This is a genomic window from Pseudomonas sp. RC10-4-2 (assembly GCF_050433085.1).
Taxonomy (GTDB): Bacteria; Pseudomonadota; Gammaproteobacteria; order Pseudomonadales; family Pseudomonadaceae; genus Pseudomonas; species Pseudomonas aeruginosa.
The window spans coordinates 49743-64993 of sequence record NZ_JBNPXX010000003.1 but is presented as its reverse complement, the minus strand read 5'-3'; the positions used below and the strand labels follow the sequence as shown (position 1 = coordinate 64993).

The 15251-nt window shown below is 68.9% G+C and carries 3 protein-coding genes; 2 read left to right on the top strand and 1 reads right to left on the bottom strand.

Going from position 1 to position 15251, the window contains the following annotated elements; all coding sequences use genetic code 11:
* The first annotated feature begins 179 nt into the window (after positions 1–179).
* Positions 180–692: a BRO-N domain-containing protein gene (locus tag FHW81_RS15995; RefSeq protein WP_003089651.1), complete on the top strand. Its 513-nt coding sequence runs from the start codon at positions 180–182 to the stop codon at positions 690–692.
* A 529-nt stretch (positions 693–1221) separates the two neighbouring features.
* The gene (locus FHW81_RS15990) at positions 1222–2019 is read left to right on the top strand and encodes a hypothetical protein (RefSeq protein WP_003102987.1); all 798 of its coding nucleotides are present in this window, start codon (positions 1222–1224) and stop codon (positions 2017–2019) included.
* A 132-nt stretch (positions 2020–2151) separates the two neighbouring features.
* On the opposite strand, the gene pvdL is transcribed toward FHW81_RS15990, so the two are convergent.
* Complete coding sequence (pvdL, locus tag FHW81_RS15985) at positions 2152–15180, bottom strand: pyoverdine non-ribosomal peptide synthetase/polyketide synthase PvdL (RefSeq protein ID WP_106120648.1); 13029 nt, start codon at positions 15178–15180, stop codon at positions 2152–2154.
* Positions 15181–15251: the final 71 nt, after the last annotated feature.

Sequence of the window (15251 nt, the reverse complement as noted above, 5' to 3'; positions counted from 1 at the left end):
GAGACTTCGTACAAGGCTTAGCCATTGCCGTCCTACAGGCGCTGTCAGTAGGCTTTTTTCGCCGGCGACTTCGGTTCCCGGCAGGCCACAGCCTGCTGGCCCAACACCCACGAGCGGCCTGTCTCCCTGCCGCGCCGGCAGAAGCCAGGCAGCGGACAGCTCAGAGAAGGATTTCTCCTATGCACGGCCATACCCAGCTTGCCCCGCACTACTTCTTCCGACAGCAGCGATTGCTGCGCGCGCTGCTGATCGACGACCAGGCCTGGTTCGTCCTCGACGACTTCGCCCGGCTCATCGAACACAGCCAGCCCGAACAGATGCTCGCCCGCCTGGACGACGACCAGGCGCGCCGGGAGTCGTTGCGTTCCGAACGTGGCGAAGACCAGGCGCAGTGGCTGATCAGCGAGTCCGGCGCGTATGCCGCGCTGATCTACCAGCAGCGCGGCGATGGCGGCGAATTGCGCCGCTGGCTCAGCGGCGAGGTGGTGCCGGAGTTGCGCAGCGCCACCGACGACAGCGGTATGCCGCGCTACGTCAAGTTGCGCTGGGAGCGCCAGGTGGTGCACATGCTCGACTGGCAGGGCAAGCTCTGGGTGAATTTCAGCGAGATGCCCGACCTCCTCGAACGCCAGGGCGAACCCATGGTGCAACTGGGTTGGCGACGCTGGTTGCGCAAGTTGCGGCCGCTCTAGGCGAGCGGCCACTTGCTCGTCGCAGGGGCTCCACTCCTCCACCCGTTTGAGACGAAAGCCCGAACCCGATCAACAGGTTGAGCAGGCTGCCCAACGTGCGGTGACGCTTGACCACGCCGCTGGCCAGCCAGTCGGTGGTACGCGGCCCTTCGATCGAGTAGCGGTCCAGCAGGTGCACCATCCCTCCCTGTCCAGCCGCCAGCCGGACAGCGGTATGGCGTGCAGGTTGACCGGCAGGCGGCGAAGAAGTCGTCGCGATCGTAGATGTTCTGCGTCATCTGCCCCCCCGGAAGGACAGCGAAAGAATAAAGGCCGGCGGCGAAGAGCGACCGCCAGCGCAGCGAGCCGAAGCAAGTTCCGAATATAAGTTAATACCCTGTCAGATCTGGCAGCTTAAGGCGTATGGCGGCGCCAGTTAACAATATGGAAATAGACTTTCCCTAGCCTCACCTCCACGCACAACAACAAGAAGTCATCGGCATGAAAAAAATTCGAAAATTAATATTGGATGATTCCTTCGGAGAAGATTATGACTGCCAGGATCTACCGGGAAGTCGTCAACCCGGGAAAACTCGACGAAACACAGAGGGGAAACCTCGCAAGCGAACTCTACGCGATTCACGCCAGGATCTTTCATGGCGTCCAGTATGAATCCTTCGCTCGCGAGGTCATCCACTCCACCGCCCGCCTCACCCGCATCGCCATCTACCGCAACCGCCAGCACGAGATCGTCGGCTACTGCGCCGTGCATTTCCACGACTCGGAAGTCTTCCAGTACAGCAAGGCCTGCGTGATCCGCGCCGAGTCGGGGATCCTCCCGGAGTACCGCGGGAGCAACCAGAGCATTCCCTTCCTTACCCGCCAGGTGCTGCGCTACAAGTTGCTCAACCCCGGCAAGCGCCTGCTGTTCCTCGACACCCTGATCCATCCCTCCAGCTACGCCCTGGTGACCAAGTACGTGGATGACGTCTGGCCCTGCCACTGCGACCTGGAAAGCCACCACGTGAAGTTCCTCGAACACCTGATCGCCCAGTTCAGCTTCAAGCGCAGCAGCAACGATCCGCTGGTGGTCGACACCGGCTGGACCACCACCGAGGCCGATCACGAACGGGCACGCTGGGCTACGCACAGCAATCCGAATGTGCGTTTCTTCCTCGATCGGAACCCGGAATATCACAAGGGCAACGGATTGATCACGGTATTCCCGATCACCTTGAAGAACATCTTTACGGCGACCCGGCGTTTCAAGCGCAGTTCTTCGGTCAAGCGTAAACAGCACCAGCGTTACAACGCAGCTTCGGCGAAAGTCGGGAATATCGCGTTGTAATGAACCAAGCCGACCCGTATATCGGCGTTTATATATACGCACATATATGAAGAATGGCCGGAAGGGAGTATGGAACATTCCCTTCCGGCCATTTTCATCGCCCTCCGCGAAGGGCTCGGCGGCCGGATCCGATCAGAGCATTTCCAGCTTCGACATCAGGTCGTTCAGGCGCTCGGCCTTCTGCTCGCTGATCTCGCTCGGGGCCAGGGACTCGATGTAACTGGCCAGCTCTTCCACCGTGGTGCATTCGAACATCGCCCGTAGCGGCACGTTGCGTTGCAGGGCCTTCTGCACCCGCGAGGCGATCTGGGTGGCCAGCAGCGAATGCCCGCCGAGTTCGAAGAAGTTGTCGAACACCCCGACCCGCTCGACCTTCAGCACCTCGGCCCAGATCCGTGCCAGGGTTTCCTCCAGTTCGTTGCGCGGGGCCTGGTAGGCCTGGTTCTGCATCTGGCCGATGTCCAGCGCCGGCAGCGCCTTGCGGTCGAGCTTGCCGTTGGCGTTGAGCGGCATCCGGTCCAGCACCAGCCAGTGCAGCGGCACCATGTAGTCCGGCAGGTCGGCGCGCAGTTGCTGCTTGATCCGCTCGAACCAGGCGCCCTGCTCCACCATCAGTCCGGCCGGCGAGTCGGCGCTGGAACGCGGTGTCTCGCCGGGAACCAGGTAGCCCACCAGGTACTTACCGTTCGCCCCTTCCTGGACCGCCACCGCCGCCTCGCGGACGTCGGCGCGTTCGTGCAGGCGCGCCTCGATCTCGCCCAGCTCGATGCGGAAGCCGCGGATCTTCACCTGGTGGTCGATCCGCCCGACATATTCCAGCACCCCGTCGGCGCGCCGCCGCGCCAGGTCGCCGGTACGGTACAGGCGCTCGCCCGGCGCGCCGAACGGATGCGGGACGAAGGCCTGGGCGGTGCGCAGCGGGTCGCCGACGTAGCCACGGCCGACGCCGGTGCCGGCCACGCACAGCTCGCCCACCGCGCCCAGCGGCACCAGTTCGAAGGCGTCGTCGGCGCCGGCGCCGAGCAGGTACAGGCGGTTGTTGTCGGTGGGACTGCCGATCGGCAGGTAGGTGCTCTCGGTGGAGGCCAGGTCGACGCGGAAGAACGCCACGTCGTCGGAACACTCCGCCGGCCCGTAGGCATTCACCAGGCCGATCCGTGGGTAGCGCTTGAGCCACTGGCGCGCCAGTTCCGGCGGCATCGCCTCGCCGGTGGGCAGCATCCAGCGCAGGCCGTCGAGGGCCTGGCGCTCTTCGGCGAGCATGCCCTGGATCAGCGACGGCACGCTTTCCAGCACCGTGATGCCCTGTTCGCCGACGTGCGCCAGCAGGCCCTGCGGATCGTGGGCGATGGCGTTCGGCACGATCGCCACGCGGGCGCCGAACAACGGCGCGGCGAGGAACTGCCAGACCGAGATGTCGAAGCTCTGCGAGGCGGTCTGGGCGATCACGTCGTTCTCGTCCAGTTCCAGGTACGGGACCTTGCTCAACTGGTTGTTGAGCATGCCCGCCTGCTCCACCATCACGCCCTTCGGCAGTCCGGTGGAGCCGGAGGTGTAGATCACGTAGGCGAGGTTCTGCGGCCCGCTGTAGACCTGCGGATCGTGCTCGGCGCCCTCGCCCTGCTGGATCTCGTCCCACACCAGCAGGCGCGGCCGGTCGACGCAGCCGAGTTCGTCGAACAGCGCCAGCGCCTGCTCGCGGCAGGCCTGGGTGCAGACCAGCACCGGCGTGCGGCTCAGCTCGACGATCCGGGTCAGGCGCTGGGTCGGATGGCCGGGGTCGAGCGGCAGGTAGCCGGCACCGGCCTTGAAGCTGCCGACGATCATGCCGAGCAGGTCGAGGCCGCGCTCGGCCAGCAGTGCCACCGGCTGGTCGATGCCGACGCCGGCGGCGCGCAGGGCGTGGCCGAGGCGGTTGGCCCGGCGGTTCAGCTCGGCGTAGCTCCAGCGCTGTTCCAGGCAACTGGCGGCGATGCGCTGCGGATGGGCTGCCACCTGCGCCTCGAACAGCCGCACGTAGCCTTGCTCCAGCGGGTAGTCACGGGCGCTGCGGTTGCAGCCGTCGAGGAGGAAGTCGCGCTCGTCCTCGCCGAGCAGCGGCAAGGCCTCCAGTTCGCCGTGGAAACCGTCGGCCAGGGCCAGCAGCAGGCGCTTGAACTCGCCGAGCAGGCGCTCGACGGTCGGCGCCTCGAAGTAGCGCTGGTCGTAGGACAGGTGCAGGCCGAGGTCATCGCCCGGATAGCAGACCACGGTCAACGGGAAGTTGGTGTGGGTACGCCCGGAGTCGGAACTGGCGTTCAGGCTCTGCGCGCGGTCCAGCACCGAGACTTCCACCGGGGCGTTCTCGAACACGAACAGGCTGTCGAACAGCGGCTGGCCCTTGGGCAGCTCGCTGCTTTCCTGGATGGCCACCAGGGGCAGGTGCTCGTGCTCGCGCAACTCCAGGTTGCGCTCGAACAGCCGGTTCAGCCATTCGCGCACCGTGCAGCGCTGGCCGGCGGCCGGCATCTGCACGCGCAATGGGATGCTGTTGATGAACAGGCCGACGGTGCGCTGCATTTCCGGCATGCCCACTGGGCGCCCGGCCACGGTGACGCCGAACAGCACGTCGCGCTCGCCGCTGAAGCGGCGCAGGGTCAGCGCCCAGGCGGCCTGGGCGAAGGTGTTGACGGTGAGCTGGTAGCGCTGCGCCAGTTCGCGCAGGCGCGCGCCGTCGGCGGCGTCCAGACGCGTGTAGCGGTCACCGACGATCATCCCGCCGCTCTCGCCGGCGTGCTCGCGGAGGAACGGGCGGTCGCTGGGCACCAGGGTCGGCCGCTCGAAACCGCGCAGGCTCTCGCTCCACCAGCGGCGCGATTGCTCCAGGTCCTGGCGTTGCAGCCAGGCGATGTAGTCGCGGTAGCGCGGCGGCGTCGGCAGGTTCGCCGGGCGGCTTTCGCCGAGAGCACTGTAGATCTCGAAGAAGTCGCTCATCAGCAGGCCACGGCACCAGGCATCGATGAGGATGTGGTGGTTGCTCATCATGAACCAGTAGCGCGCCTCGCCCAGGCGGATCAGGCGCAGGTGGAACGGCGGCTGTTCGAGCAGATCGAAGCCGGCCTCGCGCTCGCGCTTGTGCAGCGCTTGCAGGAGCTCCTCGTGGCCGTCCTCCGGCAGCTCGCTCCAGTCGAGGAACTCGATGCGGGTGCGACCGGGCTTGTGGATCACCTGCAGCATCGTTTCGCCGGCATTCCAGACGAACGACGCGCGCAGCGCCTCGTGGCGGGCCACCACCGCCTGCCAGGCGGCGGCGAAGCGCTCGGGATCGAGCGGGCTGTCGATCCGGTAGCGGTCCTGCATGTAGTAGATGCCGGTGCCCGGTTCCAGCAGGGTGTGTAACAGCAACCCTTCCTGCATCGGGGTCAGCGGGTAGACGTCCTCGATCTCGCCGGCCGGCACCGCCAGGGCGTCCAGTTGCGCCTGGCTCAGTTGCGCCAGCGGGAAGTCGGACGGGGTCAGGCCGCCGGCGCCGTCTTCCAGGCAATGCTCGATCAGCGCCTGCAGTTCGGCGAGATAGGCCTGCGCCAGCTCGTTCACCGTCTGCGCGTCGTAGCGCTCGCGGCTGTAGGTCCAGCGCAGCACCAGCTCACCGCCGTAGACCTGGCCATCGACGCTCAGCTCGTTGGGCAACGGCGCCTGCTCGTCGTGGATCGGCCCGGTGGGCTGGTCCAGCGGCTGGAACAGGGCATCGGCGAAGCTCTGGTCGAACTGTCCGAGGTAGTTGAAGGTGATCGGCGCCGTGGGCAGCGCGGCCATCGCCTGGCGCACCGCCGGATCGGCGAGGTAGCGCAGCACGCCGTAGCCGAGGCCTTTGTGCGGCACCGCGCGGAGCTGTTCCTTGATCGCCTTGATCGACTCGCCCGGGCTCTGCGCCGGGGTCAGGCGCAACGGGTAGGCGCTGGTGAACCAGCCGACGCTGCGGGTCAGGTCGATATCGTCGAACAGCGCCTCGCGGCCATGCCCTTCCAACTGCACCAGCGTCGACGGCTGCCCGCTCCAGCGGCAGAGCACGCGAGCGAGGGCGGTCAGCAGCAGGTCGTTGACCTGGGTGCGGTAGGCCGCCGGCGCCTGTTGCAGCAATTGCCGGGTACGTTGCGGGTCGAGCCGCAGGCTGACACTTTCCGCCAGCGCCTCGCGGTTGTCGCCCCGCGGGCGGTCGCATGGCCACTCGGCCGACTGCCCGCCCAGCCGGGCTTGCCACCAGCCCAGCTCTTCGCGCAGCGATTCGCTGCCGGCGTAGGCCTGCAGGCGTCCGGCCCAGTCGCGGAAGGCGCTGGTCTTGGCCGGCAACGCCGGTTCGGCGCCCTCGGCGAACTGACGGTAGACCTGTTGCAGGTCCTCCAGCAGCACCCGCCAGGACACCCCGTCCACCACCAGGTGGTGGATCGCCAGCAGCAGGCGTTGCTCGCCGGCCGGGCCGTCCACCAGCACCGCGCGCAGCAGCGGCCCCTGTTCGAGGTCGAGGCTGCGCTGGGCCTTGGCGAACAGCTCGGCGCATTCGTCGAAGGATTGCACCGGAACGTGCCAGAGCAGTTCCTGTTCGTGCAGCGGACGATGCTGCGCCAGCCACTCGCCGTCGACCTGGCGGAACGCCAGGCGCAGGGCATCATGCTGTTCGACCAGGCGTTGCAGGGACTTGCGCAGCAGACCGAGGTCAATGGCCTGCCGCGGCTGCAACAGCAGCGACTGGTTCCAGTGTTCGCGGCGCGCCAGCGGCAGGTCGAAGAACCAGTGCTGGATCGGCGTCAGCGCGCTGTCGCCCTGCACCGGCCCCTGCTCGGCCTGGCTGGCCTGGCTGTGCCGGGCCACCGCGGCGAGGCTCTGCACGGTCTGGTGCTGGAACAGGTCGCGGGGGCTGAAGTGGATGCCGAGCTGGCGGGCGCGGCTGACCACCTGGATCGACAGGATCGAATCGCCGCCCAGTTCGAAGAAGTTGTCGCCGAGACCTACCCGCTCGACGTTCAGCACCTCGCGCCAGACCCCGGCCAGTTGCTGCTCCAGCACGCTGCGCGGGGCCTCGTAGGCCTGCCGGTTGAGCGCCGGGTCGGGCGCCGGCAGCGCGCGGCGGTCGAGCTTGCCGTTGGCGGTCAGCGGCAGGCTGGCGAGCAACAGCAGGTGGGCCGGCACCATGTAGTCCGGCAATTGCTGCTTGAGATGCGTTTTCAGCGCCTCGCGCAGCGCCGCCTGGGCGTCCTCGTCCTGCTCGGCCACCGCGCTGGCGACATAACCGGCCAACTGCTTGCCGCTCGGGCTGTCGAGCGCCAGGACCAGCGCTTCGCGAACTTGCGGATGCTCCAGCAGGCGCGCCTCGATCTCGCCCAGTTCGATGCGGAAGCCACGGATCTTCACCTGGTGGTCGATGCGGCCGACATATTCCACCTGGCCGTTGTCGCACAGGCGCACCAGGTCGCCGGTGCGGTACAGGCGGCCGCCCTCGGCAGCGAAGGGATCGGGCACGAAGCGCTCGGCGCTGAGCGCCGGACGCTCATGGTAGCCGCGCGCCAGGCCGGCGCCGCCGACGTAGAGTTCGCCGGTCGCGCCCTGCGGCACCAGGGCCAGGTCGGCATCCAGGATGTAGGCGACCCGCGCGCCGACCACGCTGCCGATCGGCACGCTGGCGGCACCCTCCTCCAGTCGTTCGGGAGCCAGGCAGGCCAGCGGCATGACCACCGTCTCGGTCGGTCCGTAGGCATTGAAGAACGACGCCGGGGCGAAGGCCTGGCGAATCCGTTGCAGGTGCTCGCCGGTCAGCGCTTCGCCGCCGGTGATGCACATGCGCACCGGCAACTGCCGGCCCTGGCTCTCCAGCCACTGGGCGAGCTGGCTGCCGTAGCTCGGGGTGAAGCCGAGGATGCTCACGCCCTCCGCACGGATCAGCTCGCAGATTTCCTCCGCGCCCCACTGGCCCTGGGCCCGCAGCACCACGCGGGCGCCGCACAGCAACGGGGCCAGCAGGCGCTCGCTGGCAGCGTCGAAGTTGATCGAATAGAAGTGCAGTTCGCAATCCTCGGCGCGCATGCCGAAGCGCTCGATCACCGCGGCGCAGTGCATGGCGATCTCGCCGTGGGAGACCGCCACGCCCTTCGGCTTGCCGGTGGAGCCGGAGGTATAGATCAGGTAGGCCTGGTGCTGCGGCCCGCTCAGCGCTGCCAGCGGCGCGGGGTCCTCGGCGTCCAGCGCCGGGCCGTCCTCCTCGAGGCACCAGCGCGCCACGCCTGCCGGCAGCTCGCCGAGGGCCTCGAACAGCGCCGCGTGGCTGAGCAGCAGGCGTACGCCGCTGTCCTCGATCATGTATTGCAGGCGCTCCAGCGGATATTCCGGGTCCAGCGGCACGTAGGCGCCGCCGGCCTTGAGGATCGCCAGCAGGCCGACGACCATCTCCAGCGAACGCTCCAGGGCCAGGCCGACCCGCACTTCCGGGCCGACGCCGTGACTGCGCAGGACGCGCGCCAGACGGTTGGAGCGGGCATCGAGTTCGGCATAGCTCAGGGTCTGCCCGGCGAAGGTCAGCGCCGGGGCCTGGGGGCTGGCCGCCACGCGGGCGGCGAACAGGCCATGGAGGGTGTCCTGGAGCCCTGCCTCGCCGGCCGTGCCGGCGAGCAGCAGTTGCTTCCGCTCCTCGGCGGCGAACAGCGGCAATTCGGCAATGCGCCGCTGCGGGTCGCCCAGCAGCGCCTCCAGCAGGTTCTGCCAGTGTCCGGCCATCCGCGCGATGCGCGGTTCGTCGAACAGGTCGCGGCTGTAGGTCAGGCAGCAGCCGAGGCGCTGGTCGAGGTCGGTGACCTCAAGGTTGAGGTCGAACTTGGTCGCCCGCGCATCGTTGGCGATGTACTCGACGGTCATCCCGGCCAGTTGCCGGGTTTGCTGGAACTCCCAGCGCTGGACGTTGCACATCACCTGGAACAACGGGTTGTAGGCGGCGCTGCGCGGAGGTTGCAGGGCTTCCACCAGGTGGTCGAACGGCAGGTCCTGGTGCGACTGGCCATCGATCACGGTCTGCCGCACCTGCTCAAGCAGCTCGCCGACGCTCATCTGTCCGTCGAGCCGGCAGCGCAGCACCTGGGTATTGAGGAAGGCGCCGATCAGCCCTTCGCTCTCCGGGCGGATGCGGTTCGCCACCGGCGCGCCGATACGCAGGTCCTGCTGGCCGCTGTAGCGGTAGAGCAAGGCCGCAAGGGTGGCGGTCATGGTCATGAACATGGTCAGCCCGCGGGCGGCGTTGAAGCGACGCACGCGCTCGGCCAGCTCGGGGCTCAGGTCGAAGCGGTAGAGGTCGCCCTGGTGGCTCTGCACCGGCGGGCGTGGCCGGTCGCCCGGCAGTTCGAGCAGCGGATGCTCGTTGCCCAGCTGGGCCTTCCAGTAGTCGAGCTGGCGCTGGCGCTCGCCGCTCTCCAGCCACTCGCGCTGCCACACGCTGTAGTCCAGGTACTGGACCGGCAACGGCTCCAGCGGCGATTCGCGGTCGTCGAGGAAGGCCTCGTAGAGCGCGCCCAGTTCGCGGGCGAAGATGTCCATCGCCCAGCCTTCGGTGACGATGTGGTGCAGGGTCACCACCAGGTAGTGCTCGCGCTCGGCCATCTTCACCATGCAGACCCGCAGCAACGGCCCGCTCTCAAGGTCGAAGGGACGGTGCGCCTCGCTGTCGGCGAGGGTCTGCAGGTGCTGCCGGCGGCTGTCGCGGTCGAGCGCGGAGAAGTCCTGCCAGTCCATGTGCAGGCCGCCATCGCTATGTACGCGCTGTACCGGCACGCCGTCGACGCTGGGGAACGTGGTGCGCAGGGTCTCGTGGCGCAGCACCAGGGCCTGTAGCGCGGCCTCGAAGCGCGCCACGTCCAGCGGCCCGCTCAGGCGCGCCAGGCCGCCGACGTTATAGGCCGGGCTGTCCGGCTCCAGTTGCCAGAGGAACCACATGCGCTGCTGCGAGTAGGACAGCGGCACCGGCTGCTCGCGGTCGATGCGGCGGATCGCGCCGTGGCTGTCGGTGCGTCCGGCGGCCTGGGCTGCGCGGACCTGTTCGCAGAAGGCCTCCAGTTCGCTGGCCTCGAACAGCGCGCGCAACGGCAGTTCGACGTCGCAGGCCTGGCGGGTGCGCGAGACGATGCGGGTGGCCAGCAGGGAATGCCCGCCGAGTTCGAAGAAATCGTCGCGCAGGCCGACCTGCGGCAGGCCGAGCACTTCGCTCCAGATCGCGGCGATGCGCCGTTGCAGCTCGGTCCGCGGCTCGACGTGCTCGCGCTGCTGCCAGACCGGCTCCGGCAGCGCCCGCGTATCCAGCTTGCCGCTCGGGCCGAGGGGCATCTGCGCGAGGCGCATCAACTGCGCCGGGACCATGTATTCCGGCAGTTCGGCCTGTAGCGCGGCGCGCAGACGCTGGTTCTGCTCGGCTTCCGCCTCGGCGCCGACAGCGCCGGTGTAGTAGCCGACCAACTGGCTGCCGGCCACGCCTTCGCGGATCACCACTACCGCCTGGGCCACCCCCGGCTGCGCCAGCAGGCGTGCCTGGATTTCCTCCGGCTCGATGCGGAAGCCACGCAGCTTGACCTGCTGGTCGAGGCGGCCGAGGTATTCCAGCACGCCGTCGGCGTTCCAGCGCGCGCGGTCGCCGGTGCGGTACAGGCGCTCGCCGGCGGCCGAGAACGGATCGGCGACGAAGCGCTCGGCGCTCAGCGCCGGGCGCCCCAGGTAGCCACGGGCCAGGCCCAGGCCGCCGATGCACAGCTCGCCGGCGACGCCGGCCGGCAGTAGGTTGAACTCGGCGTCCAGCACGCGGCAGACCACGTTGCCCAGCGGCCGGCCGATCGGCGAACGCTCGCCGTCTTCCGCGCGGCATTGCCAATGGGTGACGTTGATGGCGGTCTCGGTCGGCCCGTAGCGGTTATGCAGGGCCACTGCCGGCAGGCGTTGCAACACGCGGTTGCGCAGCTCCGCCGGAAGCGCCTCGCCGCCGGAGAACAGGCGGCGCAGGCTGCCGCAGGCGGCGACGCCGGGTTCGTCGATGAACAGTTGCAGCAGCGGCGGCACGAAGTGCAGCGTGGTCACCCCGAACTGCCGCACCAGTTCCACCAGGCGCGCCGGATCGCGGTGCTCGCCGGGGGCGGCGAGGACCAGCCGGCAACCGGTGACCAGCGGCCAGAAGCACTCCCACACCGACACGTCGAAGCTCACCGGCGCCTTCTGCATCAGCACGTCGTCGCCGTCGAGGGCGTAGGTGGCCTGCATCCACTGCAGGCGCTCGGCCAGCGCCGCGTGGGTGTTGCCCACGCCCTTCGGCTGGCCGGTGGAGCCGGAGGTGTAGATGACGTAGGCGAGATTGTCGCCGTGCAGGTGCAGGCCCGGTGCCTGGCTCGGCCAGTTGTCGAGTTTGAGGCTGTCCAGGCAGATCGGCGTGACGCCCTCCGCGACAGGCAGGCGCTCGAACAGATGGGCCTGGGTCAGTAGCAACTCGACGCCGCTGTCGGCGAGCATGTAGGCCAGGCGTTCGCTGGGGTAGTCCGGGTCCAGCGGCACGTAGGCGCCGCCCGCCTTGACGATCGCCAGCAGACCGACCAGCAGTTGCGGCGAACGCTCGGCGCAGATCGCTACCCGCACGTCCGGGCCGACGCCCTTGTCGCGCAGGTAGTGGGCCAGGCGGTTGGCCCGGGCGTGCAGTTCGGCGTAGCCGAGGCTGCCGCCGTCCCACTCCAGGGCGACGCGTTCGGCGGACCGCGCCAGTTGCCGCTCCAGCAGCTCCGGCAGCCAGGCGCGCGCCGGCTCGCAGGGCGCGCTGCCCCATTCGGCGAGGTGCGCCGCCTGCTCGGCGTCGACCAGGGCGATATCGCCGAGGCAGCGCTGCGGGTCTTCCGCGACCTGGCGCAGCAGCTCCAGGTATTGCGCGGCGAAACGCCGGATGCTGGCCTCGTCGAAGAGGTCCGCGGCGTAGTCGAAATTCAGGGTCAGGCGACCGCGAGCGTCCTCCTCGCTCTGCAGTTGCAGGTCGAACTTGGCTTCGCGGCTGTGCCAGGGCAGCTCGTCGGCGAGCAGGCCGGGCAGCCGGCGCAACGCCGACAGGTCGCGCTGCTGGTGGTTGAACAGCACCTGGAACAACTGGCCGCCCTGGCCGCAGGCTGCGAGCACCTGGTCGAACGGCAGGTCCTGGTTGGCCTGGGCGCCGAGGGTCGCCTCGCGAGCCTCGCCGAGCAACGCGGCGAACGGCTGGCGCGCCCGGGGCGTGCCGCGCAGGACCAGGGTGTTGATGAAGAAGCCGACCAGCCCCTGGGTCTCCAGGCGCTGGCGGTTGGCGCTGGGCACGCCGATGCGGATCTCGCCCTGCCCGCTGTGGCGATGCAGCAGCGCCTGGAACGCCGCCAGCAGCCACATGAAGACACTCGCCTCATGGTCCAGCGCGGCCTCGCGGATAGCCCGCGCCAGGGCTTCGTCGACCCGCAGGCTGTAGCGCGCGGCGGGCGACGCCTGGCGCGCCGTGCGCGGATGGTCGGTGGCCAGTTCCAGCACCGGCGCCGCGTCGCCCAGGCGCTCCCGCCAGTAGGCCAGTTGGCGGGCGCCCTCGCCCGCGTCCAGCCACTGCCGTTGCCAGGCAGCGAACTCGGCGTAGTGCAGTTCCAGCGGCGCCAGGTCGGCCGGCTGGCCGCCGCAGGCTTCGGCGTAGAGCCGCGAGAATTCGTCGAGCAGCAGGTTCAGCGACCAACCATCGGCGACGATGTGATGCAGGGTGACCCAGAGCTGGTGCTCCTGTTCGTCCAGGCGCACCAGGCTGACCCGCAGCAGCGGCCCCTTTTCCAGGTCGAACGGCTGCTGCGCCTCGGCTTCGCGGCGCTGCGCGGCAGCCGCGGCGCGTTCGTGCTCGGCCAGCGCGGCGAGGTCGACGAACTGCCAGGCGAACTCGCCCCGCTCGTCGATACGCTGCAAGGCCGCGCCGTCGCGCTCGAGGAAACGCGTGCGCAGCGCTTCGTGGCGTTCGACCAGGCGCTGGAAGCTGGCGCGCAGCGCCGCTTCGTCCAGCTCGCCGCGCAGGCGCAGGCCGCCGGGGATGTTGTAGGCGGCGCTCTGCGGATCGATCTGCCAGGTCAGCCAGAGACGCTGCTGCGCCGCCGACTGCGGCAGGTCGACACCGCGCGGCAGGTGCGCCATCGGTGCCTCGGCCGGCAGGCCGGCGGCCAGTTGGCGGGCCACCGTGGCGCTGAAGGCCTGCAGGGTCGGCGCCTCGAACAGTTGGCGCAGGTCGAGGGCGACGCCGAGACTGTCGCGCACCTGGGCGACCACCTGGGCGGCGCCGATGGAATTGCCGCCAAGCAGGAAGAAGTGATCGCGCGGCGCTACCTGCGCCACGCCCAGCCGGGCCTTCCAGATCTCGCCGATGCGTGCCAGCAGTTCGTCGTCGCCTGCCGGCGGCTGCGCCTCCTGCACGGCCTGGAGGCCGGGAAACAGCGCATAGCTGTCCAGGCTGCCGTCTTCCAGGCGCAGGCGGCAGGCGGAACGTTGCAGCTTGCCGCTGGACGTCTTCGGCAAGGCGCCGGGATTGAGCAGCGCCACCACCTTCGGCGCTTCCTGGTAGGCCTCGGCCACCGCCTGGCGGATCGAGTCGATCAGCTCCTGGGCCGGCACCGATTTCTGGACGCCGCGACCGATCTCGGCGGCGATGCCGATGCCTTCCTCGCCATCGACCGTGACCGCGAAGGCCGCGACCCTGCCCTTGCGCGCCGACGGCACCTCGCTCTCGACAGTGCGTTCGATGTCCTGCGGATAGAGGTTGTGGCCGCGGACGATGAGCATGTCCTTCAGGCGCCCGGTGACGAACAGTTCGCCGTCGCGGAGGAAGCCGAGGTCGCCGGTGCGCAGCCAGGTGCGCCCGTCACGCTCGACGAAGGTCTTCGCCGAAGCTTCCGGGTTGCGCCAGTAACCGTGGGCGATGCTCGGCCCGGCGGCCCAGATCTCGCCGACGTTGTCGTCGCCGAGGACCTCGCCGCTCGCCGCGTCGACGATCAGCACGGCGTGTTCCGGCTGGCTGCGGCCGCAGCACATCAGCACGCTGCCTTCGCCTTCGGCGATGCGGTTGCGCGCCAGCGCCTCGCCATCCACCGCCAGGGCGGGAATGCCCTGGCCGCGCTGGCCGCCGGTGACGAACAGGGTCGCCTCGGCGAGGCCGTAGCAGGCGAAGAAACTGGACGCATCGAAGCGGCTGGCGGCGAATTTCTCGGCGAAGCGTTCCAGGCTGTCCTGGCGGATCGGCTCGGAACCGGAGAAGGCTACCCGCCAACCGCTCAGGTCGAGACGCTGCAGGGCCGACTCGGCGACCCGCTCGCTGCACAGCCGGTAGGCGAAATCGGGACCGCCGCTGACGGTGCCGCCGTACTGGCTGATGGCTTCCAGCCAGCGCACCGGACGTTCGAGGAAGTAGCGCGGCGACATCAGCACGCAGGGTACGCCGCTGAAGATCGGTTGCAGCAGGCCGCCGATCAGGCCCATGTCGTGGTACAGCGGCAGCCAGCTGACGATCACGTCGTCGGCACCGATGCCGAAGCCTCGGCGGATCAGCACCTCGTTGGCGACCAGGTTGCCATGGCTGACCTGCACGCCCTTGGGCAGTGCGGTTGAACCGGAGGTGTACTGGAGGAAGGCGATGTGCTCGGGACGCACTTGCGGCTCGTCCCAGGCCTCGGCAACGGCCGGGTCCAACTGGTCGACGCAGAGCAGTTGCGGGGCGTTGGCGGCGGACAGTTGCGCGTTCATCTGCAGCAATGGCTCGCGCAGGTCAGCGGTGGTCAGGACCAGGCGCGGCTCGGCGTCGGCGATGATCGACAACAGGCGTTCCTGGTGATGGCGGCGCGCCGATTCCGGCGGGTAGGCCGGCACCGCGATGACCCCGGCATACAGGCAACCGAAGAACGCCGCGACGTAGTCGGGGCCGCTGGGAAACAGCAGTACCGCGCGATCGCCCAGCTGCGCATGGGCCTGCAGGGCCGCGGCGATGCTCCGCGCGCGCAGGTCGAGATCGCGATAGCTGAGGACCACGCCTTCGCCATCGTCCTCGGCGAGGAAGCGCAGCGCCAGGCGCTCGGGCTCCTGGACAGCGCGGCGACGCAGGGCCTGGACCAGGGTGGTGGGAAGTTCGAAGGCGTCCATCATGTGTTTTCCTGCCTGAATTCGGCTTGCAATCGAGTTCTAGTGAGTCCCGGAAACAGTCGTCGCGGCCGCCC

Excerpts from the sequence above, each read along its gene's own strand:
- pvdL (WP_106120648.1), bottom strand. The coding sequence starts at position 15,180 with ATGATGGACGCCTTCGAACTTCCCACCACCCTGGTCCAGGCCCTGCGT.
- FHW81_RS15995 (WP_003089651.1), top strand. The coding sequence starts at position 180 with ATGCACGGCCATACCCAGCTTGCCCCGCACTACTTCTTCCGACAGCAG.
- FHW81_RS15990 (WP_003102987.1), top strand. The coding sequence starts at position 1,222 with ATGACTGCCAGGATCTACCGGGAAGTCGTCAACCCGGGAAAACTCGAC.